The sequence below is a fragment of the Oligoflexus sp. genome (genome assembly GCF_035712445.1).
Classification (GTDB): domain Bacteria; phylum Bdellovibrionota_B; class Oligoflexia; order Oligoflexales; family Oligoflexaceae; genus Oligoflexus.
Genome location: NZ_DASTAT010000134.1, coordinates 44,514 through 71,145, shown reverse-complemented (window position 1 = coordinate 71,145; position 26,632 = coordinate 44,514). Strand labels below are relative to the sequence as shown.

23 protein-coding genes and 1 riboswitch are annotated in these 26,632 nt (G+C 54.6%); of the genes, 14 read left to right on the top strand and 9 right to left on the bottom strand.

The window, feature by feature from the left end; translation table 11 throughout:
* Positions 1-13 precede the first annotated feature (13 nt).
* The 3 genes from VFO10_RS28380 to VFO10_RS28370 all read right to left on the bottom strand — a co-directional run bounded on the left by VFO10_RS28380 (position 14) and on the right by VFO10_RS28370 (position 2,095).
* A complete protein-coding gene (locus tag VFO10_RS28380; protein WP_325145396.1) occupies positions 14-376 on the bottom strand; it encodes a YciI family protein in 363 nt (120 codons plus the stop codon).
* Positions 373-723 (bottom strand): YciI family protein, encoded by a 351-nt coding sequence (locus tag VFO10_RS28375; protein WP_325145395.1) that lies wholly within the window; start codon positions 721-723, stop codon positions 373-375. Before VFO10_RS28375 ends, VFO10_RS28380 begins: the two co-directional genes overlap by 4 nt.
* A 70-nt stretch (positions 724-793) precedes the next feature.
* On the bottom strand, positions 794-2,095 hold the full coding sequence (locus VFO10_RS28370) for an RNA polymerase sigma factor (protein ID WP_325145394.1): 1,302 nt from the start codon (positions 2,093-2,095) through the stop codon (positions 794-796).
* Between the two features lie 101 nt (positions 2,096-2,196).
* Here VFO10_RS28370 and VFO10_RS28365 point away from each other — a divergent pair, with 101 nt between their 5' ends.
* Positions 2,197-2,457 (top strand): hypothetical protein, encoded by a 261-nt coding sequence (locus tag VFO10_RS28365; protein ID WP_325145393.1) that lies wholly within the window; start codon positions 2,197-2,199, stop codon positions 2,455-2,457.
* Positions 2,458-2,465: 8 nt separating this feature from the next.
* Here VFO10_RS28365 and VFO10_RS28360 read toward each other — a convergent pair whose 3' ends face one another.
* Positions 2,466-3,173 carry a helix-turn-helix transcriptional regulator gene (locus VFO10_RS28360; RefSeq protein WP_325145392.1) on the bottom strand — a complete coding sequence of 236 codons (708 nt, stop codon included), beginning with the start codon at positions 3,171-3,173 and terminating at the stop codon, positions 2,466-2,468.
* A gap of 87 nt (positions 3,174-3,260) precedes the next feature.
* The gene (locus tag VFO10_RS28355) at positions 3,261-4,361 is read right to left on the bottom strand and encodes an NADH:flavin oxidoreductase (protein WP_325145391.1); all 1,101 of its coding nucleotides are present in this window, start codon (positions 4,359-4,361) and stop codon (positions 3,261-3,263) included.
* 186 nt (positions 4,362-4,547) lie between these two features.
* On the opposite strand from VFO10_RS28355, the gene VFO10_RS28350 reads away from it, so the two are divergent.
* Both VFO10_RS28350 and VFO10_RS28345 read left to right on the top strand, forming a co-directional pair.
* Complete coding sequence (locus tag VFO10_RS28350; RefSeq protein WP_325145390.1) at positions 4,548-5,165, top strand: HutD family protein; 618 nt, start codon at positions 4,548-4,550, stop codon at positions 5,163-5,165.
* Between the two features lie 214 nt (positions 5,166-5,379).
* Entirely contained in the window at positions 5,380-5,904 is a 525-nt protein-coding gene (locus VFO10_RS28345; RefSeq protein ID WP_325145389.1) for a hypothetical protein, read from the top strand.
* On the opposite strand, the gene VFO10_RS28340 is transcribed toward VFO10_RS28345, so the two are convergent.
* Positions 5,879-6,652 (bottom strand): NAD-dependent deacylase, encoded by a 774-nt coding sequence (locus VFO10_RS28340; RefSeq protein WP_325145388.1) that lies wholly within the window; start codon positions 6,650-6,652, stop codon positions 5,879-5,881. The two genes, VFO10_RS28345 and VFO10_RS28340, sit on opposite strands and share 26 nt — an antisense overlap.
* 139 nt (positions 6,653-6,791) lie before the next feature.
* Here VFO10_RS28340 and VFO10_RS28335 point away from each other — a divergent pair, with 139 nt between their 5' ends.
* The gene (locus VFO10_RS28335; RefSeq protein WP_325145387.1) at positions 6,792-7,673 is read left to right on the top strand and encodes an EcsC family protein; all 882 of its coding nucleotides are present in this window, start codon (positions 6,792-6,794) and stop codon (positions 7,671-7,673) included.
* A gap of 70 nt (positions 7,674-7,743) precedes the next feature.
* Positions 7,744-9,024 (top strand): 23S rRNA (uracil(1939)-C(5))-methyltransferase RlmD, encoded by a 1,281-nt coding sequence (gene rlmD, locus VFO10_RS28330; RefSeq protein ID WP_325145386.1) that lies wholly within the window; start codon positions 7,744-7,746, stop codon positions 9,022-9,024.
* Here rlmD and VFO10_RS28325 read toward each other — a convergent pair.
* Complete coding sequence (locus tag VFO10_RS28325; protein ID WP_325145385.1) at positions 8,990-10,348, bottom strand: hypothetical protein; 1,359 nt, start codon at positions 10,346-10,348, stop codon at positions 8,990-8,992. The genes rlmD and VFO10_RS28325 overlap by 35 nt on opposite strands.
* 12 nt (positions 10,349-10,360) lie before the next feature.
* A complete protein-coding gene (locus tag VFO10_RS28320) occupies positions 10,361-11,455 on the bottom strand; it encodes a hypothetical protein (protein WP_325145384.1) in 1,095 nt (364 codons plus the stop codon).
* A 630-nt stretch (positions 11,456-12,085) separates the two neighbouring features.
* On the opposite strand from VFO10_RS28320, the gene VFO10_RS28315 reads away from it, so the two are divergent.
* The 3 genes from VFO10_RS28315 (at position 12,086) to VFO10_RS28305 (ending at position 15,340) form a co-directional block, all read left to right on the top strand.
* The gene (locus VFO10_RS28315; RefSeq protein WP_141731348.1) at positions 12,086-12,427 is read left to right on the top strand and encodes an RNA recognition motif domain-containing protein; all 342 of its coding nucleotides are present in this window, start codon (positions 12,086-12,088) and stop codon (positions 12,425-12,427) included.
* A 251-nt stretch (positions 12,428-12,678) separates the two neighbouring features.
* On the top strand, positions 12,679-13,887 hold the full coding sequence (locus tag VFO10_RS28310; protein WP_325145383.1) for a DEAD/DEAH box helicase: 1,209 nt from the start codon (positions 12,679-12,681) through the stop codon (positions 13,885-13,887).
* A gap of 136 nt (positions 13,888-14,023) precedes the next feature.
* The gene (locus tag VFO10_RS28305; RefSeq protein ID WP_325145382.1) at positions 14,024-15,340 is read left to right on the top strand and encodes a S8 family peptidase; all 1,317 of its coding nucleotides are present in this window, start codon (positions 14,024-14,026) and stop codon (positions 15,338-15,340) included.
* Positions 15,341-15,354: 14 nt separating this feature from the next.
* Here the strand turns inward: VFO10_RS28305 and mgtE are convergent, their stop codons facing one another.
* Positions 15,355-16,692: a magnesium transporter gene (gene mgtE / locus VFO10_RS28300; protein WP_325145381.1), complete on the bottom strand. Its 1,338-nt coding sequence runs from the start codon at positions 16,690-16,692 to the stop codon at positions 15,355-15,357.
* A 215-nt stretch (positions 16,693-16,907) separates the two neighbouring features.
* Positions 16,908-17,004: riboswitch (purine riboswitch) on the top strand.
* Here mgtE and VFO10_RS28295 point away from each other — a divergent pair.
* The 6 genes from VFO10_RS28295 to VFO10_RS28270 all read left to right on the top strand — a co-directional run bounded on the left by VFO10_RS28295 (position 16,998) and on the right by VFO10_RS28270 (position 26,632).
* Complete coding sequence (locus VFO10_RS28295; protein ID WP_325145380.1) at positions 16,998-17,522, top strand: hypothetical protein; 525 nt, start codon at positions 16,998-17,000, stop codon at positions 17,520-17,522. Its footprint overlaps the riboswitch before it by 7 nt.
* A gap of 181 nt (positions 17,523-17,703) precedes the next feature.
* Positions 17,704-18,975 carry a replication-associated recombination protein A gene (locus tag VFO10_RS28290; protein ID WP_325145379.1) on the top strand — a complete coding sequence of 424 codons (1,272 nt, stop codon included), beginning with the start codon at positions 17,704-17,706 and terminating at the stop codon, positions 18,973-18,975.
* Between the two features lie 74 nt (positions 18,976-19,049).
* The gene (locus VFO10_RS28285; protein WP_325145378.1) at positions 19,050-19,982 is read left to right on the top strand and encodes a PhzF family phenazine biosynthesis protein; all 933 of its coding nucleotides are present in this window, start codon (positions 19,050-19,052) and stop codon (positions 19,980-19,982) included.
* A 39-nt stretch (positions 19,983-20,021) separates the two neighbouring features.
* Positions 20,022-23,624, top strand: a complete 3,603-nt coding sequence (locus VFO10_RS28280; RefSeq protein ID WP_325145377.1) for an ATP-binding protein — start codon at positions 20,022-20,024, stop codon at positions 23,622-23,624.
* A gap of 283 nt (positions 23,625-23,907) precedes the next feature.
* A complete protein-coding gene (gene ftsH / locus VFO10_RS28275) occupies positions 23,908-25,863 on the top strand; it encodes an ATP-dependent zinc metalloprotease FtsH (RefSeq protein ID WP_325145376.1) in 1,956 nt (651 codons plus the stop codon).
* Positions 25,745-26,632 (top strand): LysR family transcriptional regulator, encoded by an 888-nt coding sequence (locus VFO10_RS28270; protein ID WP_325145414.1) that lies wholly within the window; start codon positions 25,745-25,747, stop codon positions 26,630-26,632. Before ftsH ends, VFO10_RS28270 begins: the two co-directional genes overlap by 119 nt.

Below are 26,632 nucleotides of genomic sequence, written 5' to 3'. Positions count from 1 at the left end.
AGTCATCCTTTTCTTAAGGTTTCAGAGTAGGCATATTTTCAAGTACGAATAGAGGACGAATTTCAACTGTGCCGCGCTTGCTGCCAGGAATGCGGCTGGCAATGTCGATGGCGGCATCCAGATCGGGAACATCGACGATATAATAACCGCCGAGCTGCTCATTCGTTTCCGCGAACGGCCCATCCGTGATCAAACGCTTGCCATTACGGAGCTGCACGCTGGTCGCCATGGTCACGGAGTGTAGCGGCGATGCGGCCAGGAATTGACCTTTGGCGTCCAGTTCGTGACAGAGCTGTCGGGACTCTTCCATGCAATCGGCGCGTTCCGCATCGGTCCAGGCATCTTCACGCGAATAGATGAGCAGCATGTACTTCATGGTTTTCCCCCTTTATCATCAGCTGGATGAATTTTAAACCAGCCCGTTTTCATTCCGGGATGATTCGATATTAAAATAATGGCATGATTCAGATCCCGCGCTTCCAGGAACATGAGTCCATCGAGATACTGTTTTCTTTGCGAGTCGCGCCGGTCATCTGTGACCACGATCTGACCCTGAACGCTGCAAATATCAACCGCTTCGCCTGCGCAGTGCACGCTTTCGCTGACAAACAGATGCCCGAGCTCACGTAATTTTTCGTCATAGCGAAGGCTTTCCTGCTGCCAGGCAGCTGATAGAGAGCTCGGTTGCGGCCCGTCCCGATACTTCAAGCAGATAAACTTCATGGTCGATCCCCCGTTCTCACCCTTTAGTCGACCGGCAAGGGGGGCAATCGACAGAACCCGCAAAAAATTTTTAGCCCAATTCTTTCAATCGCTTAGCCAGAAATCGGCGTTCAGGTTCCTGTTTAGCCAGGGAAAGTGCCTCTGCGTAAGATTTTCGCGCCTCATCCAGACGCCCCAAGCGACGGCAGAAATCCGCGCGGGCGGCGTGCAGCAGATGATACTGAACCAATTCTCCGCGCTGCAGAATATCATCCACAAGAACGATCCCCGATTCAAAACCATCACGCATGGCGATGGCCACAGCGCGATTCAATTCCACGACAGGCGAAGGAGCCCCCTGCATGAGCACATCATAAAGGGCAACAATCTGGGGCCAATCCGTGGCTGCGGTCGTCGCTGCCTGCGCATGCACCGCAGAAATCGCGGCTTGAATGGTATAAATGCCGAATCCACGCGAATTCAAAGCCGCTTCGACAAGGCGCAAACCTTCCGCAATAAAGGGCTGCTTCCAAAGGCTTCGATTCTGGTCTTCAAGAAGGATGATGTCACCGTCCGCGGTCACCCGCGCTTCGCGACGCGACTCATGCAAAAGCATCAAAGCGAGAAGACCTTTGACCTCGGGATCAGGCAGCAAATCGAGCATATGCCGTCCCAGCCGAATGGCTTCATTGGAAAGATCCGCACGCACGACTGTTTCACCGGATGACGCGGAGTAGCCTTCATTGAAGACGAGATAAATTACAGAGAGCACGGAATCGAGACGCTCGGGCAGGTCGGCGCGCGCAGGAACTTGATAGGGAATTTTCGCATCGCGAATTTTGGCCTTTCCCCGCACGATGCGCTGCGCAATTGTTGCAGGACTCGACAAAAAAGCCGAAGCAATCTCTTCGGTGGTCAGGCCACAGACCTCACGCAGAGTCAGAGCCACCTGAGTGTTGGCTGCCAATGCAGGGTGACAGCAGGTAAATATAAGGCGCAGCTGATCGTCTTTAAATGTTTCCTCGCTCCATTCCACAGGCAGAGCGACATCACTCTCCAAACCAGCCAGGAGTTCGGGAATGGCTTTCTGAAATCGGCCCCGTCGCCGAATCGCGTCGATCGCCTTGAATTTGCCTGCGGAAATCAGCCATGCACCGGGATTGGCTGGAATACCATCGCGCGACCATTGCTCCAGAGCGGCTGCGAACGCATCCTGCAGGACCTCTTCCGCAAACTCGAATTCACCTAGAATTCGCACAAGACTGGCAAAGACGCGCCGTCCTTCCCGGCGATAGATCGTTTCGATGGTTTTTCGCACTCCGGCTTCATTTCCCGATTCCACCTGCTCCGGCTCCTTGTAACGAAAATGCTTGAGTGATGCAAGACTCAGCATAGTGGACTTGCAGGCTCGTTTGAAGGAAATAAAAAATTGTCACTCGCAATTCGATCCGAAGAGGATCAGGATCAGCACAGTATCTTGCGGGAGGATTCCCTATGGAAAATCTGCAGGCGCGATTCGAAGTGATTGGTTTCGAAAATCCGGAACTCGGCAAACTACTTCAGCTGGCGCTGGCACGGCAGGGGGCATCCGTGGCCTCGGTGCAGGTGACGCCGCTGTCCGCACCCATGACCGGCGATCATATGATGCAGGCCACGGTGCTGGCGATTTTGCCTCCGGATTGTTCGTTGCGTACAGCTGAGCATGCCATCGAGGAAATCTCGGATGACCTGAGTGTGGTGGCTCAAGCAGCCTGATCGGAAGACTAAAAAAGTGTCATGACCATGCCCCAGGCGACGGTCAGGTCCCCGGCGTTGTCTGGATTTTCCTTGATCCGCATCACACGAAGGCGCGCATCCTCCAGGATGGATTGAACCTCGGCCGCTGCTTCCGGCTTAAGTCCCGAGAACCTGGCTTCCACAAGGTTCCATGGCACATCGCGATGCACATTATCCAAAAAGAGTCTCATGAAAGGAATCAGAACATCCGGGCTGCTGAGATGAAAGAAAGGATGCGTCGGCAGATAATGATCCTCTTCCACGCGTATCAGATCCACCTGGGTTAGCTCCTCAACGATCGACTCGGCACCGGGCCCCAGGATACCGTGCAGCTCATCGCAGGCAATGCGCCGGCGACCGTAGATTTCGACCGCAGCGCGACAGGCCTTTTGACTCAAAAGTCGATACGAACCATTGCGGGCTTTCAGTTGCGAAAGATGCCCGAGCATGGGCGCGATGTCCGGATAGAAATTGAGGACGGTTTGGGTCGTGGCCGCATCAGGCTGAATGTAACGCAGAAGGCGCAGGGCCGTATCAAGCGTGACATCCGATTTACCCGCTTCAATCGCGCGCAAATTCGTATAAGAGAGCCCGCTGTTCCTGGCCAGAACATAAAGATTACGGCCGCGTTTTTCCAAAATCCAGTCTTTGATCAACTGGGAAAAAAGGGCCGATTTGTCTGCCGTTGGCACCATATTCAGACTTTCCTATGGGTTTCAACTGCTTGATAGAGTCGGATCCATGAATTGGATCCAACCTTTGGAGACAAACGGCCCAGGGGATTATTGCAGCTGGCGCAGATCGGAACTTTGGAAGCCGGTCAGCTCGGATGTGCGGCCCTCCTTGATTTTGCGGACCCAGTGCGGATCCGAGAGCAGTGCGCGACCGACAGCCACCATATCGAAGTCACCGCGATCGAAGCGTCGGACAAGTTCGTCAATCGGCTGAGGCGTGGAATTTTCTCCGCGGAATGATTTGATGAACTCACCCGACAGGCCCACGGATCCGACGGTTATTGTGGCTTTCCCGGTAACTTTCTTGGCCCAGCCTGCGAAGTTCATATCCGAATCCGCAAACTCAGCTTCCCAGAAGCGACGCTGGGAACAATGGAAAACATCGACGCCCGCCTCGGCCAAAGGCGAAAGCCAGGCTTCCATTTCCTGGGGAGTCCTGGCGAGCTTGAAATCAAAGGCACCCGGTTTCCATTGGGAAAGGCGCAGCAGAATCGGACAATCAGGGCCAATGGCCTGACGTACGGCCTTGACCAATTCAAGGGCAAAGCGGCTGCGTTCAGGCAGGGTTTTTCCCCCGTAAATGTCGTTTCTTTGGTTGGTGACATCCCAGAAAAACTGATCGATCAGGTAACCATGCGCGCCATGCAGTTCCACCGCATGAAAACCCAGCTTCTTCGCAGCCGCGGCACTTTCTGCAAAGGCCTGGATGGTGGCTTCAATATCGGCCACAGTCATCTCGCGTCCACCTTTAACGCCCGTATGCAAAAGTCCCGATGGACCTTCAAAAGGTTCCGCGGGAAGCCAACCCGAGGCATGGGGATTCATCACACCCATGTGCCAGATCTGAGGCGCCATAAGGCCTCCAGCCTCGCGCACGAGGTCGATGGCCTGCTTCCAACCTTGCAGCGCGGCTTCACCATAAAAATGCGGAATGTTAGGATCGTTGGATGACGCCACGCGGTTCACCACCGTGCCTTCCGTCAGGATCAGACCAACTTCGCCCTGGGCCCGTCTTTGGTAATAGGTGGCCACATCAGGAGTGGGAACGCCTCCAGGGGAGAAGGACCGCGTCATAGGGGCCATTACAAAGCGATTTTTGAGGGTAAGGGATTTCAGAGTGAAAGGCTGAAAGAGAGTGGCAACGCTCATATACTATCAACTTTCCTAAGCGAGTGAGCAGATCAGGCCACACGGGCCTGTCCCACGTTCTAGCACCTCGCCTGGATCAAAATCCACCCATTCTGCGCGGTCAGGACGGTCTGGAACTCCTGCAGCGTCTTCAGGTATTTTACAGGAGCCGAAGCTGGCCACCCAACAAAGCGAGGTCTTTCCTTCATGTCGGATCAAGTCACGCATCTCACTCCCTCCGCTTATAAGTTCATGCCCTGGAAAAACGGGGCGGGTTCGACAACAGAACTCTTCATCGCGCCCCCCGGCGCCACTGTGCAGTCAGGTTTCGATTGGCGAATCAGTCTGGCTCAGGTGCCTGCATCGGGACCGTTCTCTGTCTTTTCTGATTACCAGCGTACGATAGTCCTGCTGAACGGTGACCCCATGCATCTGCTGCATGAAGGGCGGGGCCGCCATGAGCTGCAGGCTTTAGAACCTTATGAGTTTCACGGAGGCTGGCCAACGGAAGGAGTTTTAACAGGAAGGGCTGTGGAAGATTTCAATGTCATGGTCCGGGATGGTTTCGGTCAGGTACGCGTTCATGTGCAGAAAGCTTCGGAAAAACTTTCTTTTTCAGCTCAATATGATGACTTATGTTTTATCTACTGCCACGCGGGATCATTCACTGTTTCTTTGCAGAACGAAAAAAAGAGGATCACAGAACACGAGGCCCTCTTCACCGAACATGGCCGCAACGCCTTACTGCACGCGGAGTCTCCGACCAGCGTCGCACTCATCGTTTCCATCACTCGCGATCGAATTTTATCGAAAGGCAATCCGTAAAGGTTTTGATCGACAAAAAGTCTTCACACGAAAACAGTCCCGCGATTCCCCTTAAACCCCTGACATCGCTGCCCGCGGGCCGTTTGCTTTTCTGTTTAAGAATTCCTAACCATAAATTTCTGGTCTTTTATAAAATTTCGCGCAATCTTTTGCCGTCATGGGCGTCTCGTTCGAGTCGAGGACTCACAGCGCCTATGAACAAAGGATTTCAAGCATGCCGCATCATCAGAAAAATAAACAGGATGCCAAGTACTCTCGGGAGCGATTGCGGCATCCCGTGATTCTTTTAGTTTTGCTCGATCTCATCACTCTCGGCCTCTACAGCGCGGTACGCTGCTATCCTGTGCATGCTGGGCTTTCCGAACACAAAGGACGACGGCTCTTCTCACCTGCGTTTCTGCACGTCCTGGTCGTGATCACGTCCCTGCTGGCCATCCTCAGATTGTCCCGGGGCAGCATGCCCTGGGATGCGACTGTGCTGATGGCGCAGTTTGGGTCGGCGCTTCTGATGATCACGCTGCTTTTGGTTTTTAGACAGGCTCTGCATGATGAATTCAAACTTCGAGTTCGGCCCCTGCCTCTCGCCATCTTTGGCTTTTGGTATCTGCAGTATCAAATCAACCGCGGCCATGAGCATGCCGTGCGTCAGCAGGAGAGCTGGGTGGTTCCCGCGACTGTCGCTCCCCTCTCGATTGTCATAAGAATGGCCCTGATCACCTTGCCCTGGAGCTTACTTTAAAAACATGCCGCGCTTGAATGGAATCCTGCAGGCGCTGCAGGATATCCGAAGCGGATCCCTGCAGAAGAAGATCACAGCGATCCTCGCCCACGCGTTCTCTATTGATGACAACGGTCAAGGCTCCCGATGCGCGCGCCTCATCCAGAAAACCTGCAGCCGGATAAACAAGGCCCGAGGTTCCAATGGCAAGAAAGACCTCGCAGTTGGCCAAAGCCTTCCCAATATGCTCAAGAATTCTGCGATCCAGCATTTCACCGAACCAAACCACGTCCGGTCGTAGCGGCGACTGGCAGCGCATGCAAAGGGGAACGCCGTCCTTGGCCGCGACCCAAGGCGAGGGATGACGTTCCTTGAAACAAATGAGGCGGTGGATGCTGCCATGCATTTCGATAAGGTCCTGGCTACCCGCAGCCTGATGCAGACCATCGACGTTCTGGGTGATCAGGGTCATATGGGGAAACTGTTGACCCCAGAGGGCCAGAATCTCATGGCCTTTATTGGGCTTTGACTCGAGCACCTTTTTTCGGCGCCATGCATACCAATCAAAAACGAGTTTGGGGTTGGCGCGAAAACCTTCCGGCGACGCGAGTTCCTCGGGACGAAACTGCGACCAGAGTCCATCCTGGGCATCACGAAAGGTCGGGATGCCGCTTTCCGCAGATATACCGGCTCCTGTCAGCACCACGATACGGGTATCGGGCCCGAGCTTTTGGATAAAACTGTGCTCGTCAATCTTGCCAGCTTTCATCGCACCCACTCATCCTGAAATTGATTTCTCGTCCTGCCCCTGGCATGCTCTTTCCAGCAGCCTGGAGAAAATAAATGTGCTGGAAATTGATAGCGCTTGCAATGCCTATCCAAAGCCATCCTCACTCATAGGACGTGCCATGTCGCTGCCCGCATTGAATCCCGAACACATTGCGTTTATCCACGAAGCCGCGAAATTTCTGGACAATCCCGGTTTTACCATTCGCGCCATGAATGTTCTGGGTCAGCCCCTGGATGCTCTGCAAAAAAAACTGCCGGAAAATGTCCGCGACAAAATCAGCGAGGTCGTGCAGAAATCCCTTCAAACAGCGCTGATCGCAGCCATCAAAACCGTCCAGACAAAAACCGGCAAGGCCATTCACTGGCAGGGTACGCTGGACAATAGCCGCAAAAGCGGCCGTCTTCATACGGCGACCGTTGCCGTCACAGGAGCGGTGGGAGGCCTGTTCGGGGTATTGGCGCTTCCCGTGGAGCTGCCGATTTCCACGACCATGATACTGCGGGGCATTTCGGATGTCGCAGCGCATTGGGGAATGGATCTGGAAGATCCCAATATCCAGCTTCAATGCCTCTATGTTTTCACCCTCGGTTCCATGCAAAGCACAGAAGATGATACGGCGGATTCCAATTATCTGGCTTCCCGCCTGGCCTTTGAACAGATGATTCGCACGGCGTCGGCCTACATGGCGAAAAAATCAGCCAAAGAAATCCTGCGGGCCTTTGATACCGGTGCCGCCCCGGCCCTTGTGAAACTCATTACCCGGATCGCAAGGTCCTTTGAACTGGCCTTGACGGAAAAGCTGGTGGCGGAGTCGGTTCCTCTGATCGGAGCCATCGGCGGCGCGACCATCAACGCTCTCTTCTGTGATTACTTCGTGGCGGCAGCGCGCTATCATTTCGGGCTTTTACACCTGGAGCAGAAGCACGGGAAGGGCGCGGTTCAGGCGGAATTCGCGAAGACGCGCAAGGCCGAGGCTGCGGCAGAGTCCCCCGACGCTTGACAGAGTCTCTCAGGCGGGGTAAACAGCTGGATTCGTTTCGATCCTGTCGGGCCCTATTCAGGAGATTCTTATGAAGGCGGCCTGCCGATTCTTTGGCAAATGTTCCGGTTGTAGCCTTCAGCAGTTTCCCTATGTGAAGCAGCTGTTCGATAAAACCCGCGCTGTGCGTCAGCAGCTCGGACGTTTCGTACCGGCCGGCAAAAATACGGAAGAGATCATTCATCCGATCGTGCCGAGCCCGGCGGAATTTGGCTATCGCACATCCAGCAAGCTGTGTTTGAACGAGGATGAGTTTGGTCGTCGTTCGATTGGCCTTTACGCACGAGGCACCAAAAAAGTCGTCGATATCCCCGGCTGCCCCATACATCATCCGGCGATCAATAAACTCATCCAAAAGCTCTTCGGTCCAGGCCAGCCTGTTCCAGCGGCTTTCTATCAGCACAGTCGGAAGGGTTTTCAAACCGGCCGCCTGAAATTTCTGACCATTCGCTATAGTCCTGAAGCCGATACCTTTGGTCTGATACTTTCGCATACGGGCGTGCCGCGTGCGGATCTGGAGGCCTGGGCGCAGAAACTTCGGATGCCCCAGCTCAGTATCTATGAATCACTCCTGAGCCGTGAAGACGATGATCTGGTGATTTCACGAACTGTGAATTACCTCGCCGGCGATCCGACCTTCACCTATATGCTCGACGGTCGGCGCTACCCTTTGGACCCGATGGCCTTTTTTCAGGCGAATTCCAGCCTCGTAACCACTTTCATTCAGCATATCGTCGACGGGCTGGCCGGTGAAGAGCTGCTTGACCTTTACGGCGGTTTTGGAACCTATACGATGGCGGCCGCAGGATCCTTCAAAAAGATTCAGCTGGTGGAAGCCAATCCGCACGCTACGGAAGCTGCAGGCAAGGTCGCTCGCGACTCGGGCCTGACCCAGGTGCAGTGCACGGCCGCGTCGGTGGAAGACGTTCTGAAGAAAATGCTGAAGGCCTCGGCCTCGCAAAAAGTCACTCATATGATTGTCAACCCACCGCGGGCTGGACTTTCTCCCCAGGTGCTCAGCGCTCTTTCCCAGGGCGGCTGGGATCGGCTGCAGCGCCTGCATTATGTATCCTGCAATATGGAGACTCTGCAAAGGGATCTTCAGGTTCTGACAAAGCAGGGTTTTGAAGTGGAATCCATCGCGCCCTTTGATATGTTCCCGCAAACGGAGCATATCGAGCTGGTGGCGAAGCTCCGCTATAAAGGAGCACAAAAAAGAAACCCGATTCGAGCCTTTCAGACTCCGAATCGGGCTTATCCTAAACCGAACAAGAGTTTTAGAAACTCTCGTAAAGTGCAAACTCGATCGTAAAGCTATCGGTCGCCAAAGGCACGTTCTTGCCTGTGATGAATTTCTCGCGCAGCACCCGAATATAAGCCGGATAGGGGCGATCCAGGCCAAGGCCGTCAAACTTAAAGCCCATCGAGTAGGAGAAACGCTGCTCGCCTGGGTTCGTTTGAGTTTCGCCATAGTATTCAGCTGCCTTCAACGTATAGTTCAAAGATGTTTCAACCGCCATAGGCTGCAGAACCGACGACAGCTTGGCAAGACCAAGGTCTGCACGGAATTGCCCCACTTGCCCTACGCCTTTGCGTGAGACGGTTTGCGAGTTGGGTTCGCCATCGCCACCTTCGACAGTCGGATCGCTCTTGTTCAAATTATTGGGATTCAGAAGACTCGATCTCTTCCGCTTGCCTTCCACGAGCATGATCTCGGACTGGTTCTGGAAGGAAAGCCAGAGCGGGGCCCAGGGATGATAGTCGTAGTTCATGCGTATACCGAGCTGGATAAGGCCTTCACCCGTTGGACGCTGAGCGGTCGGGACGTCTTCGAACTTACCGAAGGGCATCCGGATGCCTGCACCCAGAGCGAAGACGTTGGTACGGGTCGAAATGAGCGAATAGGCGATACCGAAGTCCACATCTCCAAGGCCGGTCGCGCCATCCGCAGGCGTCGCCGCCCCGGTTACGAGCTCAGACAGCAGTGCGATGTTGTTTTGCAGTGGGGCTGTGGGAAGGGTTGTCGTTTCACCAGTCGGCAATGTCACAGGCGGAAGCGGAATAGTCGCATTGTTCGCAATCAAAGTATCCACCGTAGCCGCGCAAGCAGTGGGATTGGCGCACTGACCCTGCGCCTGAAGACCTGCCGCGAGTTTCTCTTTGAAAGACGTGACGTTCTGATCCACGGCGACCTTGTAACGATCGGATTCCCGGAACTTTTTCTTGTTGAACGCCACGTTGTTCTTCGAGATGTAAGGCAGAAGAAGCAGGAACGAGAATCTGTCGCTCATCCCGTATTCGATAGCCACGGCGTTGGCATTCGCGGTCAGATCATAACCGAAGTTCTCGGGTTTCCCCGACGAATCGTAGCCGGTGTTGCCGGTCGCGAATTTGTTCACGCTCCGAATCCGGTAGAAACCTTCGGGAAGCGTCTTACCAAGACCAAGCGAAGCATAATAAAGGGGCGGCCCTTTCTTCTTCTTTTCCTTGTCTTTCTTCTTGGCTTTGGACGCATCCTCGCCACTTTTCTCGGAGGCAGGTGCCGCCGCTTCCTCTTCTTCCTGGGCCATGGCCGACGTTGCGCCCATCATCCCAAGGATGGACCATAACATCAGCTGCTTGAGTAACGAAGCCACGAGAAGCCTCCCTCAGTCGAGTGATCTCTTGAGACGGTTTTGGAAGCTGGTACCACCTTCTTCCTCTTCACCGTCACCCGATTGTTCCTCTTCAGTATCCTCTTTCTTCTTCGCTTTGGAGCTACTCTCCAGGCGATTACGCAGCGATTGTGCTTCGCTGGTACTGTCCTCGCCAGCGTCGTCGCCGGCAGGTTTTTTCCGATTCGATGGTTCGGTCGCGGCTTTCTTCTTGTCGACCTTGGGAGCTTCCGCCACTTTCTCAGGAACGGCTTTGACCGGCGCAGGCGGAGGCGCGACCGGCATACCACGGATGGATTTCACGACGATGACCCGTTCACCATCCACCACGCTTTCATATCCATCAATATCCGCATAGGCGAGGTTGCTCGACAGCACGCGGGTGAACGATGACTTCTTCAACTTGGCTTTGACGGCGCCGCCATCAGCCGCACGGAAGAGCAAGAGGCAGTCTTCTGGGCAGCGATTGAACAGGGGGCGACTGTAAGTCAAATTTCGTATCGTTAAAAACTTGGGAGCGACTTGCCTCGGCTCTTCCACGACCGGCTCGGGAGGTGGCGCTGGCTCCAGCATCGCGAGGGTCGGAGCCGGTTTAGGCGGCGGCGTCACGCGAATGGGGGCCTTGCTGGGGGCCGCGACCTGAGGCGCTTTCTTGCTATGTTTGGGAGCGGGCTCAGGGGGCAGTGGATCCGCTTTGGGAAGACTGCGAGGTTCCGGAGCCGGCGCCGCTGCTGGCGGTGGTGGAGCCGTTTCCGCCATCATAGGGGGCTGCTCCACATACTGAATGGGTTCATTCACTTCTGCAGTCTCCACGGGACGAATGCGTGCCTCACGCTTGAGCTTACTCCGTCCGGGGACGCGATCACTTTCCTCGATCATAGCGACATCAGGCCGCTTTTTATTGCCGCCGAAGATCACACGCTTCACGACATAGGCGCCACCCATGCCGATCAGGACGCCGCAGACGATGGCGAACACCGGAACCAGGCCGCCACCGCTACCGCCAAACAGGTCACCGGGTTTAAAGGATCCTGAGGAGGATCCTTTGCCTGACGACGAGCGGCTTCTTTTTGATTTATTGCTACCCACAGCGAGCACTCTCGATAAGTTTGCCTACTTGGAGCCTTTTCGGTCGGGATTTCAGGAAATTCGAGGAATTTTCATAAGGAACGGATATTACAAATTAATCAGAGATGGGATCGCGGCTAAACCCGCGAAGAATAGGGGATTTTTACGGCCATTTGAACCGGCGTCAGGATTGGCTTCAGTTGAAAATGTGCAAATGTGATCCGAGCAATCCATTTTGACCCAACTCTTTCGCTTGCGTAACTTTTACAAAAGCCTGAAAGACCCTCTCCATATTGTGTACGGCTGGTCGAACCCCGTCTGACGGACCAAGTTGAAAGCCTGCGCACACGTTCACCAAAGCGTGAAAAATCGACCCTGAGGTATGAATTTAATTTGGAATCAGATTGCGGAACCCTTGCTCATCAGGGCTCTCATCATGTTCTTGCGAAACCTGTTTGTTCTTTCTTGCACCGAAAAGAAGAAGCAGTTAATCTCTTGCGAAGCTAGAGGTACGGTTCGTAAGTTGAGTCTCAACTGGAAGTTTTTTCTTGATCGCCTCTTCGCAGGCAGGTATATGATCTGTCGCGCGTCAGAGTCTACGGGCAGTTGGGCCCCTACCTCTTTTGCGGTTCCCAGCCTTAAGGAGGTGATATGGGCAAGAAACTTTACGTCGGTAATCTTCCGTTCTCCGCCACTGATGACGTGCTTTTTGACACGTTCTCGCAAAGTGGCACTGTGGTCTCTGCCAAAGTGATCATGGACCGTGAAACTGGTCGCTCCAAAGGTTTTGGCTTTGTCGAAATGTCGACAGACGCTGAAGCTGCTGATGCGATCGAAAAGTTCAACGGTGCCGATTACGATGGTCGTAAAATCACTGTGAACGAAGCACGCCCACAGGCTCCTCGTGAAGGTCGCGGCGGTGGATTCGGCGGCGGTCGTGGTGATCGCGGCGGACGCGGCGGCTTCGGCGGCGGCGGTCGCAACCGTTATTAATCCGGACCAAATCAGTCCATTACACCTCTACGGATTTCCGTAGAGTTGAGACCCGTGCTGGATCCCAGCACGGGGCCAAAGCACCCTCCATACTGATCCTCCCAGGACATTCAAAATCTGACACGATGCCACAGCGCAAACAAGGCATGGATAATAACTGCAGTCTAGGATAAGATCTTATTACTGCCGAGTATCGTCAGAGTGGAGTCGTCCTTCCGGACGGCATGGTTTCACCAAATAGAAGATCCAAAGTGCATACATTTCAAGAGATGAACCTGCCCCGACAGTTGCATAGGGCGCTCGAAGCGATGAATTTTGCCTCGCCCACGCCTATTCAAGCGCAGGCGATTCCCGTGGCCATGGCGCAACATGATTTAATTGGTTGCGCTCAAACAGGAACCGGCAAAACCGGAGCCTTTGGTGTGCCGCTGGTGGCTCGCCTTCTGCAACAGCCTCAGGAAACAGCCTTGATTTTGGCTCCCACGCGGGAGCTGGCCGTACAGATTGTGGAAGTTCTGATTCGCTTGACCCAGTATGCGCCTGAACTGAATCACGCGCTGCTGATCGGCGGAACGTCCATGTCCACGCAACTGCGGGCGTTGCAGCGCCGTCCACGCATTATCGTGGCGACACCTGGACGCCTTGTCGATCATTTGCAAAGACGCGCCGTATCACTGCAAAATACTGGAATGCTTGTCCTCGATGAAGCGGATCGCATGCTTGATATGGGCTTCGCGCCGCAGCTGAATGAAATCCTGAGGCATCTGCCGACTCAGCGGCAGACCATGCTGTTTTCTGCGACTCTTCCCGAAAATATTATGGGACTCGCCAACCGCTATCTGAAAAATCCGGTGCGGATCAGCGTGGGCGCTGTGGAAAAACCGGCTCAGAAAATTCATCACTCGGTGGTGCAGACCACGCCCGAAGCCAAAAATGATGTGCTTTTGGATGAACTGAATACCCGTGAAGGCTCGATCATCATCTTCACGCGGACCAAACATCGCACCGATCGCGTGGCGAAATTTCTATCCAAGTTCGGTCACGCCGTGGCCCGCATTCATGGCGACCGCACCCAGAGCCAGCGTGATGCCGCAATAAAAGGCTTCCGGGGCGGAACCTACCGTATTCTGGTGGCCACAGACATTGCCGCCCGCGGCTTGGATATTCCTCATATTGCTCATGTTATTAATTACGACCTGCCTCAGTCGCCGGAAGATTACGTGCACCGCATTGGTCGGACAGCACGCGCCGGGGCTGAAGGTGAAGCCATATGTCTTTTGGTTCCCGAGGATCAGGGACAATGGCGCCGTATCGCGCGTCTTTATATGAAGGACGATGCAGGAGCCCCGGCGAAGAAAGGTCCGGTCATCGAGCGCCGCGCTAAAAGCAGTGCCTCGCTGGACAATCCGCTTCCCGAAGCTGCCATCCGTCCTCGTATCATTCCACGCGCCCAGCGTTAAAGTCCTGCAGGCTTCCCATCGGCACTCAAAACCGCATGGGAAAGCTTTTTCTTCATTACTGTATGGACTTTCCTACACCTCCTGACTAGTGTGTTAGTTAAAATAACCAAACACACATAAAAAAACAGGTCATGCCATGTACAGCAAAATTTTTGCTTTGCTATCCTTTGGTATTGTAAGTTCGCTGTCTTGGGCGAAAGGCTCGGCTGTAAGCCCGATTGCGCCGCTCGTTCCGAACGACACTTACTTCACATCACAGTGGAACCTGCATAACAAAGGTCCAGGCCTCACGCCTATGGGTCAGGGCCGCGTTCAGGGTGCAGATCACGCGCATATCGCTGAAGCGTGGGGACTTTTGCACGAGCTTGGTCTTGCAAATGATGTCTCTGACATCGGTAAATCGATTCGCCTGGCTGTGATTGATGATGGATTTGATCTTCAGCATGAAGATTTGAAAGATAAGTTCGTCGCGACCAAAAACTTCGGAGGTCCCGTCAAGGCCAACAATCTTTTCAGCACCTCCCCGAATAATTTTCACGGCACCCTGGTCACGGGTTTGGCTGCGGCGGCGGGCAACAATGATAAAGGGATCGTCGGCGTTTGTCCCGGTTGTCAGATCGTGGCCGCGCGCATGGGCGGCGACAAGCCCACGGGTTCCATTGAAAAATATTATGAGAAAATTTTCGACTGGGTCATGGAACAGAATCCTGATGTGATCAACTGCAGCTGGGGTCCTGATCCTTCCATGAAACCGGGTTTTGCCAAATACATGATTGATCGACTGTCCCGCGAAGGTCGCGGCGGCAAAGGCACTGTTGTGGTCTTTGCATCCGGCAACACAGGCCAGGATTTTACCTGGAATCACTTTGCCAGCTACCCCGGCGTGATCACCGTGGGCGCCAGCAACAGCCTGGGCCAGCGTCATAGCTTTAGCAATTTCGGACCCAACATGGATCTTTTGGCTCCGACCAGTGGCGGCAAGGTCGCGGGCGACATGTACATCGACCCGATCTGGACCACCGATAATTATCTGGCTCCGGATTGTCTTGCTCCCGGTGGAAAACCGAATGCTGATTGCAGTGATATGGCCGGTTGGACGCCTTATTCCAACATGGCCGGTGGAGACAGCTGGGAGGGCCGCTATTCGGATCGTTTCTCCCATACGTCGTCCGCGGCTCCCATTGTTTCGGGGGTTGTAGCCCTGATGCTGGAAGCCAATCCCAAATTAACGGCGGACGAGGTGCAGACCATTTTGCAGAATTCCGCTGATCGTATTGCCCCTTCGGATGCGCGTTATGATGTGCAGGGCTTCAGCATGCGCTATGGCTATGGCCGGGTGAATGCTCTGCGGGCTGTGGCCTTGGCCTATGAGCGCAGTGGCAAGCGTCTGGGTGCGGAACTCAGAGAGCGCATTGATGCGACCTCGCCGTGTACCCGCAAGAATTGCTGGTAAGCTCCGGAAATTTATTAGAGCAGCGTACCGCGAAGGATAAGGCTGGCTGTTGTGAAATAGATGATGAGACCGCACACGTCCACGAGCGTCGCCACAAACGGCGCCGAGGCCGTGGCGGGATCCAGCTTGCACTTGCGCAGGACAAAAGGCAGCATGGATCCGCTCAAACTTCCCCAAAGAACGACGCCTACGAGGCTGACGGCAACCGACAATCCGACCAGAAAAAAATGCTCGCCGTAAACCGTATCCCGATTGGGCCAGAAGATAATGCGCAAGAGTCCGAATGAACCCAGGATCAAACCCAGGGCCGCGCCGACGACAATCTCGCGCCCCAGAACCTTGCTCCAATCGCGCAGACGCACTTCGCCGAGAGCCATGGCCCGCACGACAAGCGTGGACGCCTGGGATCCCGAGTTGCCGCCACTGCTTATGATAAGTGGAATAAAAAGAGCCAGCACCAGAGCGCGTTCCAACTCGTGCTCGAAGTAACTCATGGCCGTAGCGGTGAACATCTCTCCAAAAAACAGGATGACCAGCCAGCCCCCACGTTTTTTGATCATGCTCGCCAGATCTATTTTCAAATAGGGCGCGTCGAGAGCCTCGACACCGGCCATGCGCTGGATATCTTCCGTGGCTTCCTCTTCCACGACTTCCACGATATCATCCGCGGTCACGATACCTTTCATGCGGCCAGCGCTATCCACGATGGGGATGGCCATCAGACCGTGACTGGCGAAGAGCTGCTTCAGCGCTTCCTGATCCATGTTTTCATTGGCGACCACAAGGTTGGTGCGCATGATGTCCTGCACCAGCTTTTGATCGGGCGCGAGGAAGATTTCCCGCAGCGAAACCGCACCGAGAAGTTTTTGATCCCGATCCAGCACATAGATGAAGCGCAAGTTTTCCAGGTTTTCGTGGGCCTGCTTCCTCAGATAGCGCAGGGCTTCCCCCACCTGCATATCCGGCCGAATCCGGGCAAAGCGGGGGTTCATCAAACCACCGGCCTGGTCCTCGGCATACGCGAGCAGGGCCGCAACCTCTTTTCCCAGGCGAGGATCGAGTTCGGCGAGCATGGCGTAGCGCAGTTCGGGTTCAAATTCCTGAATCAAGTCGGCCAGGTCATCGGGGGGCAGAATGCGAAGCCAAAAGCGGCGTTCAAAGACCGGCAGGCTTACAAGGAGTTCGGCCTGTTCATCGGTCTTGAGGGTCAAAAAAAAGTCTTCCGCGGCGGCACGTTCGAGGTTCATGAAAGCATTCAAACGATCTTCGGCCGATAGATCAGCCCACGTCTCCCGCAGGGCGTCGCTGTCCTGGAGCTGCTTTTCGTTTTGAGTTTCATCCAGGCGTATCATGCCACCCTCTTGCCTCGCGCGTGCTTATGGAAGCGTAGTATGGCTAGTCCTCGACCTAATCTTTGTCAAGGCTAATCTCCTGTCGTCTCTGGACTTTCGGAACATCCGGTAGGTCGCACGAGGGGCAATTTCTGCCTTACAAGAAGTCATTTTGACCCCACTCGCAAAATTGTTTGAATCTTCACCAGACGGCAGTTTCTCTTTATACTACGTTGTGCTATCCAGTCCGTGAACTTCGTATAAGCTGAAAATCGGTTCAGCGTTTCTACCAGGCACCGTAAATGCTTGACTATGAGGATCTTTGCATGCGTTTAGCTTTTGTTTTGGCTGCGATTTTCATCACAGCCTGTGGTCCTTCGGATCCAGAATCGACGTTAAGTGCGAGGCCAACGGGCGAGGACAGGTATCCCTTGTTCCCCGAGGAGTCCATGACTCCCGGCACCACGTGTAAGAACCCGAGTGAGTACCGCTATCCTGAACGCATCCCCTACTGCACCCGATCCGTCTCTTCCTCTCTTAAAAACAAAATCATTAAAACCTACGACAACACCTTCGATTATACGATCGGAAGTATGCCGCGGAATGATTTTAAAATCGATCATTACATCCCCCTTTGCATGGGCGGCAGTAATGATGTCGCGAACCTCTGGCCTCAGCATAAGTCGGTCTACATTTATACCGACGATCTGGAGCAGAGGCTTTGTCTCTATATGGAACGAGGCCGCATGAAGCAGGTCGACGCCATATACTACATCAAGCTGGTGAAAAATAATCTGGATGAAGCCGAGCGCGTTCAAGTTGAGATCGAGACCACTTACGGTCATCTCTAATTGTTCGCGGCGCTTTAAGCCCAAGCTTATCAGGCTGAACCGCCAAGGGAAGCCTGTTCCCCAGGCCACTCGCAGATCCTGCGGGTGGTTTTTTAGCTAACCACAACATTCTGACTGGTTGGCCCCCTCACGATTTCCGGTTACAAAGAAGGCGGTGTTTTAACCGACTCGGGATCATTCCATGCCACAGAATAAGCAATCCCCCCTGGCGGCGCGTTATCGCCCCGAACAGGCCGATGAATTGATCGGACAGGAGAAGGTCTGGTCCCCAGGCACAGCCCTTTGGAAGCTGGTCCACGCCGACCAGTTCCATGCCCTGCTCTTTTGGGGACCTCCGGGCACAGGCAAAACCAGCTTGGCCCGTTTGATTGGGCGCATTGTCAAGCGCCCCGTGATTGAGCTTTCGGCCGTGGAAGCCGGCGTGAAGGACATTCGCGAAGTGATCCAGCGATCGCGCGAAGGCCTTGAGCTGGGTGACAAGGCGGAAATCCTTTTTCTGGACGAGATTCATCGTCTCAGCAAGAACCAACAGGACAGTCTTCTGCCGGCCGTGGAAGCGGGCATCATCAAGCTGATTGGTGCCACCAGCGAAAACCCTTCGTTCTCGGTGAATAACGCTCTTCTGTCACGTTCGCTGACCATCCCCATGCAGAAGATCAATGATGAAGCGTTAGCCCAACTTTTTGTGCGTGTTGCGAAACGTGAAGAGCGGATATTGAATCCGGACCTCGCGCAGATTCTTGCGCGCGCCGCGGATGGCGATGCCCGGGCGGGCTTGAATCTTTTGGAAGCCGTGCTGGGTGTGACCAAGGATAAAGCGGAAATCACAGCCGATGACATGCAGCCGATCCTGCATCTCATCGCCCGGCACTATGATCGCGCAGGTGACTTCCATTACGATCTGATTTCCGCCTTCATCAAAAGCATTCGGGCCAGTGATCCGGATGCGGCTCTTTATTATCTTGCGCGTATGCTGCATGGTGGCGAGGACCCTGTGTTTCTGGCAAGACGCCTTGTGATTGCCGCCAGTGAAGACATCGGCAATGCGCATCCTACAGCGTTGGTGGTGGCTCAGGCCTGTCTCTCCTCCGTCAAGGAAATCGGCATGCCCGAGTCGCGCATAATTCTGGCCCAGGCGACGACCTATCTCGCCTCAAGCCCCAAGTCCAACCGCAGTTATCTTGGTATAAACCAGGCCCTGGCCTTGGTGGAAAAGACCGGAGATTTGCCGGTGCCCTTGCATCTGCGCAACGCACCGACCCGTTTCATGAAGGAAATGGGTTATGGTCAGAACTATACCTATGCCCATGATAATCCGCAGAAGGCCGCGCAGCAGTCCAATCTGCCTCCGAACCTCGGAAAAATGCGCTTTTACGAACCTTCGGAACAAGGTTCGGAAAAAGCAATTCGCGATTATCTGGAACGATTGAGGCCGGGAAGTCAGAGGAAGTGAGACGAGCGGCTTGCGGGATAAACCCAGGGCATATAGAGTGAGCCCAGACTTTTCCTTCAAGCCGTGAGGGTACCATGGAAGCGCTATCCTACCTTTTGCTCGATGTTTTCACTGACCGTCCGTATACAGGCAACCCCCTGGCAGTCGTGCCATTCCCAAAGATGCCTCTGACCACCGAACAGATGCAGGCGATCGCGACGGAATTCAATCTATCCGAAACCGTTTTCATATTTCCGCCGCAGAAAAAAGGCCACACCGCCTCGCTCCGCATTTTCACGCCTACCCAGGAATTGCCCTTTGCCGGTCATCCGACTGTCGGTGCTGCGGTCGCCTTGGGTTGGCTTGCGGAGCGGAAGGAATTTCATTTGGAAATGGGCGGCCGCATTATTTTTGAAGAGAAGATCGGGCTCGTTCACGTTGCAATGGAAGTTGAAAATCCCGAGCTGGGACGCGCGACACTGAAGACGGCGCAGCTGCCTGAACGCGGACGCATCACCATTACGAAAGAGCAGCTGGCGGCCACTCTTTCGGTGGAGCCTCAGGATCTGATCTGGGATGATCACTGTCAACCGACGGCATGGTCCTGTGGTGTTCCTTTCTTCTTCGTACCGCTCTGGTCACGCACAGCCGTGGATCAGTCGCGCATCAATACCGGCGTTTGGGAAAGCACGCTGAAGGACAGCTGGGCTTCCTCGGTGTTTGTCTTTGCCTTCGATCCGATGAATAAAAAGCATCACGTGTACGGGCGCATGTTCGGACCTGAAAAGGGCATCGTTGAAGATCCGGCCACAGGGTCTGCGGCTGCGGCTTTTGCCGGCTTTCTTTTCGCGCGGGAAAAGCATCCTCATGATGCGATGCAATGGATCGTCGAACAGGGTTTTGCCATGGGACGCCCGAGTCTTTTGGAGATCACAGCTCATTCCCAAGATGGCGTTCTGCAAGGCGTTCACGTGGGCGGCCAGGCCGTGTTGATAGGCGAGGGGCGGCTGCGAAAACTGCCTAACTGAGGCGTGCTATGATGGTTGTAAAAACCATCGGAGCATTCCGTGATCAGTATCCGCATCATTTTTCTTTGGGGGGTCTGGGCATTTTTTTCCCAGGCCTGGGCCGCGAGCAATCGCGCGCCCGAGAGAAATGATCTGGTAAGCATCCGCGCGCAGCTCTTCGATGATCCGAGACGCGCGAGTGAACGGGCCAGTAACCTGATGCATGCCCTGCATCCCGAGCGTCAGACCAAAGCCTGGCTTGAGGCTGCTGCGCTGGCCGCGGAAGGCGCCTGGCTCTGTGAACAGCCGGAGCATGCTGCCGACCTTGCCCGTAATGCTTTGCCCATCGCCCAGGCTTCTCAGGATCATCGGATCATTACCATCCTTCATAGCGTCATCGCCGGAGCCGAGGAATACGCCGATCATTATGAAGAGGCCAAAGCCGGCTTTTTGAAAACCCTGGAAGAGGCGCGCAAGGCCAATGACCCCGGGCTTTTAGCCTATTTCTATAGCGTGACCGGCAATTTCTTTGATCGCAATGGTGACGAACGCTTTGCTTTCGAAGCCTATCAGAATGCTCTCACCGCCTTTCAAAACCTCCCGAAGGACGATCGTTACTACGACTTCCTCACCAACATGGGTTCCCTTTATACATCCCTGCAGGGTGAAAAAGTCGAAACAGGTCGAGCCATGCTGGAGGAGGCCCTGGCCTGGTTCAGTCAAAACAATAAGCGCTACGCGACCTATTACACGCTGGATTCCATTGCCTTCCATCATTACGAGCAAAAACGTTTCACCGACGCTTCGGTGGTTCAAAGGAAAGCCCAGGCCGTGGCGCAATCACTTGGCTACCAGCATCTTGTGGCCCATTCCGACCTGCGGCTCGGACGCTATCTGATCGAGGACCAAAAGCCGCGCGAAGCACTGATTTTTTTGCAGAAGGCCCTGCCGGTTTTCCGGAAACTGAGGTTCGACTATCAAATCGGTCCGACGATACTCTCGATGGCCCGGGCCTGGCTTTTGGATGGTCAGACGGCTGAGGCCTGGCAGGCCTGCCAGGAGCTTGAACAGTATTACGGCCCCAAGGGCTCGCTGCATATGCGCGTGACCTTTCAAAAGGTCAAGGCCGACGTCCTGCAGGCTTTGGGCCGCAGTCACGATGAGCTGATCACCCGCAGGGAACTTGGGGAATTGAGTGAACGCTACTGGCGCGAAAAGAATGCTGTGACTGTGGCCCGTATGGCCACCAATCTGGAGCTTCAAAGACAGGAGCATCAGAACGCCTTGCTCCGCGAGCAGAACCGCATTCAGAATCTGGAGCTTTTGCAGTCGCAAAGAATGCACCGCACGGTCTATATCAGTCTGCTCGGGCTTTTGATTCTAGGGGCTGCTGCCGCGTGGGCCATACTGAAGACGCGGGATGCTCATAATCAAAAGCTCCGCATGCGAAGTCTGATCGAACAGGAGCAGGCGCGCACCACCTTCTTTCATAATACCTCGCATGAGCTGCGGACGCCTTTGACAGGTATTATCGGCTTCATAGACCTGATCCGATCCGGGCATTATGGAACGGTCAACGAAACGATTCAGGGTCAGCTCGATAAGGCCAAGCGTCTGGCGGAGTCTCTGAAGAATCAGGTGAACATGATCCTGGATCTGGCCAAATCCAAACGCGGCGAGCTGAATGTCACAGCTTCGCGAATTGATCTGCATCGGCTGCGGAATGATATTGATGATCTGGCCGAAGGGCTGCGGCTGCGATATCCCCATTCCCAGTATGATTCGCGCCTGGATCTGAAAGGTGCCGACGCCCATTTCATTCAGGACCGTGAAAAGATCTATACGATCGCCCGAAATCTGATCGGCAACGCGTTCAAGTTTTCCAAGGCTGGCCGCAGCAACCAGGTGACCCTGCGCCTGGAGCGTCTGGCGGGTGAACTCATCCTTTCCGTGAGCGACACCGGCATCGGCATCGCGCCTGATCAAAGGCAGAGGATCTTCGAGGAATTTGCCCAGGTGGAATCCGATGCGCGGCGGCGTTATGAAGGAACCGGGCTCGGCCTTGCCCTGGTCAAGCAGCTTATTGACCTCATGAAGGGCCGAATCGAACTCGATTCGACCCCGGACAAAGGCTCGCGCTTTCGTATCTGGATACCGGAAAGTTCCGAGCAGCTGCTGGTGGCCCCGGAACATGACAAGCCCCTTATGGAAGCCGCACGGCTGGAACGCATTCCCAAAACCATGACCCCGCCGCCGTCCCATGCGCGCCTGTCATCACCACTCCTGGCCGATCCGGGAAGCTTTCATATCCTCGTCGTGGACGATCATGAGTCGAACTGCGAAATTCTCGCGGAAATTTTAAAGTCCGAGGGCTATCGCACGTCCATCGCCATCGGCGGCAAAGCCGGAATGGATGCGATCGTTCATCTGCATCCAGATCTGATTATCCTTGATCTTATGATGCCGGACATCTCGGGCGAGGACGTCCTTCGCTTCGTCCAGGGTCGCGAGGATCTCTGTGACACTCCGGTGATCCTGGTCACAGCGCGGGCCACCGAGGATGATCGACTCATCGGGCTCGAATGGGGTGCGGATGATTATTTGGCCAAGCCGATCAATCCCCTGGAGTTGACGCTGCGGGTCAGAAACCTGGTCGGCCGCATTCAGCTCCATCGTTATCAAAATGATCAGGAGCAGCGCGATCGTATGGTGCAGCTTGGTGAAATCTTCACCGACCTCAGTCATGAGATCAAAACCATTCTGACCAGTTCCCGCGCAACCGAGCATCTGACCGATCAGGAGCTGCGGGCTATTCTGCGGCATAATCCTTTGGATACAACGTTCCGCGAAAGCCTTCTGGACAGTCTGGTGGAGCGGAGCACGGGCCTGGAATTCGAGAAAAAAGCCCAGGCTCTGGTGCCACCGACTCAGGAACATCCCGCCCAGGATACGCTCAGGCAGCTGCGCTTTCTTTTGGCTCGCACGCATATTCCCATCGTGGAACTGCAGGATCAATGGAAGCGTCTTCAGAACTGGGCCCCTGCCGATCTTGCGAGCTTCACGCACACCCTTGATCTGATATTTTCATTCCAGGAACTTCTGCGGGTGACGGTGGAAGCGCAGCGTCTGATGCGCACGATCCTGGCCTTTCATCAAAGTCCTCTGCTCCAGACCGAGATCTATGCGGATGAAGCGGTGGCTGGTACGCTCCTGCTCCTGCAAAGACGCCTCGATAAAATGCGGATTCGCGTCTTCACCGATGTTCCGCATATCAAGGTGGCCATTGGCCTGGCCACGCTGCAGCAGATTTTCCTGAATCTTTTGCAGAACGCCATGGATGTGATTGAAGCGCAAGTGACCGAGGATCGCTGGATCGAAATATTCGGCAGCATGGACTACGAAACGAGAATGCTGCGCATGGGCATCAGCAACGCGGGGCCGAAAATAGATCCGCTCCTGGCCCGGCAGATCTTCGAACGCGGTTTTTCCACCAAGGGTCGTCGCGGCAGTGGTCTCGGCTTACCCGTCTCGCGCCGTCTCGCGAAGCGCGCTCATGGCGATCTGGAATGGGACGAGCACGCGGAATCCACCACCTTCATCCTTATTCTTCCCCTCGCCATCCCCGGCGGGAGCGCCCTGCGGCGTGACAATCAGGCATCCTGAAACTTCGTTTAAAACAATGTAATAGTCCCAAAATATCTATTTTAAAAAAGAACTCAGCCGCCGCATGATGAGGGTCGGGACTGAGGAATGACCACTTCACAGTATCTGCCTTTTTGCTCCGCTCTTTTTACTGCTCTCCCCCCTCGAAATTTTCCCCAGTCATCCGGTCCCGAAAAAAATAATACTTAAGCTCTCAGGCCTTTTTCAGCTTGCCTGCCTTAAACTGAAGCGGATATTCGAGTCAAAGCAGTCATTCAAGGCTGCCATCCAGGAGACACCTTAGATGCCAAAAAAAACGCGCTTCCATATCGGCTACATTTTACTAGCCATCCTGGCAGCCACACTCATTCGCGATCAATGGTTTCAAGCCACTCAGATTCGCACGATTCCCTATAGCGAGTACCTGGAGCTGGTGAAGTCCAATAAAGTGTCCGAGGTCACCGTTACGCCCACGCAGATTCAAGGCAAGCTGAAAGAACCTGACGGCAAAGGTCCCCAGCAGTTTGTGACAACGCGTATTGATCCGGTGCTGAGCAAGGACTTTGAAGGCACAGGAACCAAAGTTTACGGCTATATTTCAAATAATTTCTTTTATGACCTCCTTGCCTGGATCGTTCCAGCTGTGGCGTTTTTTGCCATTTGGTTTTTCATGATGAAAAAACTGGGCGGACGCGGCGGGCTGGGTGGTGAATTCATGTCCATCGGCAAAAGCAAGGCCAAGGTCTATGTGGAGAGTGATACCAAGGTCACCTTCCAGGATGTGGCCGGCATAGATGAGGCCGAGCATGAGCTCCAGGAAATCGTCGCCTATCTGAAGAACCCAGCGGATTATTCCAAGCTCGGCGGCCGCATGCCCAAGGGCATTCTGCTCGTCGGCCCTCCCGGGACCGGTAAAACGCTTCTGGCGAAAGCCGTCGCAGGCGAAGCCGGGGTTCCCTTCTTTTCGATCAGCGGATCGGAATTTGTGGAAATGTTCGTCGGTGTGGGCGCGGCGCGTGTGCGGGATCTCTTTCAGCAGGCGCGTACCAAGGCCCCGGCGATCGTTTTCATCGACGAGCTGGATGCGCTGGGAAAATCCCGTGCAGCGGGAGCTTTGGGCGGTGGGCACGATGAAAAAGAGCAGACCCTGAACCAGCTCCTTGTCGAGCTGGATGGTTTCGATTCCACATCGGGTTTGATTCTTCTGGCTGCCACCAACCGTCCGGAAATCCTGGACCCCGCTCTTCTGCGCGCAGGGCGTTTCGATCGGCAGGTCCTGGTTGATCGACCTGATAAAAAAGGTCGGATCGATATTTTAAATGTCCATCTGCGCAAAATCAAAGCGCTCAGTCCTGCCTTCGATGTGGAAAAGGTCGCGGCCCTGACCCCAGGTTTCACAGGTGCGGATCTAGCGAACCTTTGTAACGAAGCGGCCCTGATTGCCACCCGGCGCAAAGCCGAACAGGTTGACCTTGGCGATTTCACCGAAGCTGTGGAACGAATCGTGGCTGGTTTGGAAAAGAAGAATCGCATTCTGAATGAGACCGAGCGTCGTATCGTGGCCTATCATGAAATGGGTCATGCGCTGACGGCTGCGGCTCTTTCCACAACGGAAAAGGTGCATAAGGTTTCGGTGATCCCTCGGGGCATCGGCGCTTTGGGGTACACGATTCAAAGACCGACCGAAGATCGCTTTCTGATGACGCGCGAGGAGCTGGAAAATCGAATCTCGGTTCTGCTGGCTGGCCGCGCCGCGGAAAAACTGGTCTTCCATCACCTTTCCACCGGCGCCGCGGATGATCTGACCAAAGCGACCGACATCGCCTGGAGCATGGTCACACGTTACGGTATGGAGGAATCGCTCGGTCATGCCACCTTTGAGCAGGATCAGCCGAACTTTCTCGGTGCAAGCTATGCCGCAAAACGGTATGGTGAAGAAACTTCGGAGAAGATCGATCTTGCGGTCCGGAAAATTCTTGATCGCTGCTTCGGACGCGCGCTGGACCTTCTGACCAAGGGCCGGGCGGTGCTCGAAGAAAGCGCCCAGCTTCTTTTGGCCAAGGAAACGCTGAAAGAGGAAGAGCTGGAAGTCTTTTTCCATAGGCTGCAAGAGACTGTGAAGGTGGACCATGGACAATTGGATCAATTACCATCATCTGTATTACTTCAAAACCATAGCCACGGAGGGTGGCATAGCCAAGGCAGCGAAAAAACTGCGGCTCGGTCAACCGACGCTCTCAACGCAGTTGAAACAATTTGAAGACCACCTGGGCCAGACTCTTTTTGAAAGACGCAAAAAGCGCCTTTACCTGACCGAAGCCGGACGTATCGCCCTTGATTATGCGCAGGAGATCTTCAAGCTCGGCGACGAGATGCTCGATGCCCTGAACGATCGCCTGCGTGAGGATCGCATTGAAGTGCAGTTCGGTGTGCTCGATAGCGTGCCGAAGCATCTGGCGCTTTTGCTGATCCAGGAAGCGCAGTCCGTCCAGAACTGCATCGTTTCCATTCAGGAAGGGCGCGGGGATCTTCTGCTGCGTGAATTGAAAGCGCATCGCATCGACCTTCTTTTGGCCAATGAAGCGCCCCCTGTCATGGAAGGCCAGGGCCTCTTCTCACGACGCGTGGCCCGCATGCCGGTCGTCATCTGCGGGGCGAAAAATTTTCTGCCGCTGAAAAAAGGCTTCCCTGGATCGCTGGCGAATCAACCTTTTATCATGCCGATCGGCACCAACCGCCTAAGGGTCGACGTCGATCATTTCCTGAAAATGCAAAACATTCGCGTCGATACCGTGGCTGAAGTTCAGGACACCAGTCTGCAGAAACTTCTTGGTACGCATGGAAGGGGGCTGGTACCCTTGGCCCGCCCTGCGGCTGAGGATATGCTGCAAAGCAAGGAACTTTTCATTATCGGCGAACTCGATGGTATTTATGAAGACCTATGGATGGTCGCGGGCGAACGCAAGATCCAAAACCCGGTGGCGTCTCATCTGATGCGAAATTTTAAAGTGGAAGGCGGGGCGGATTGA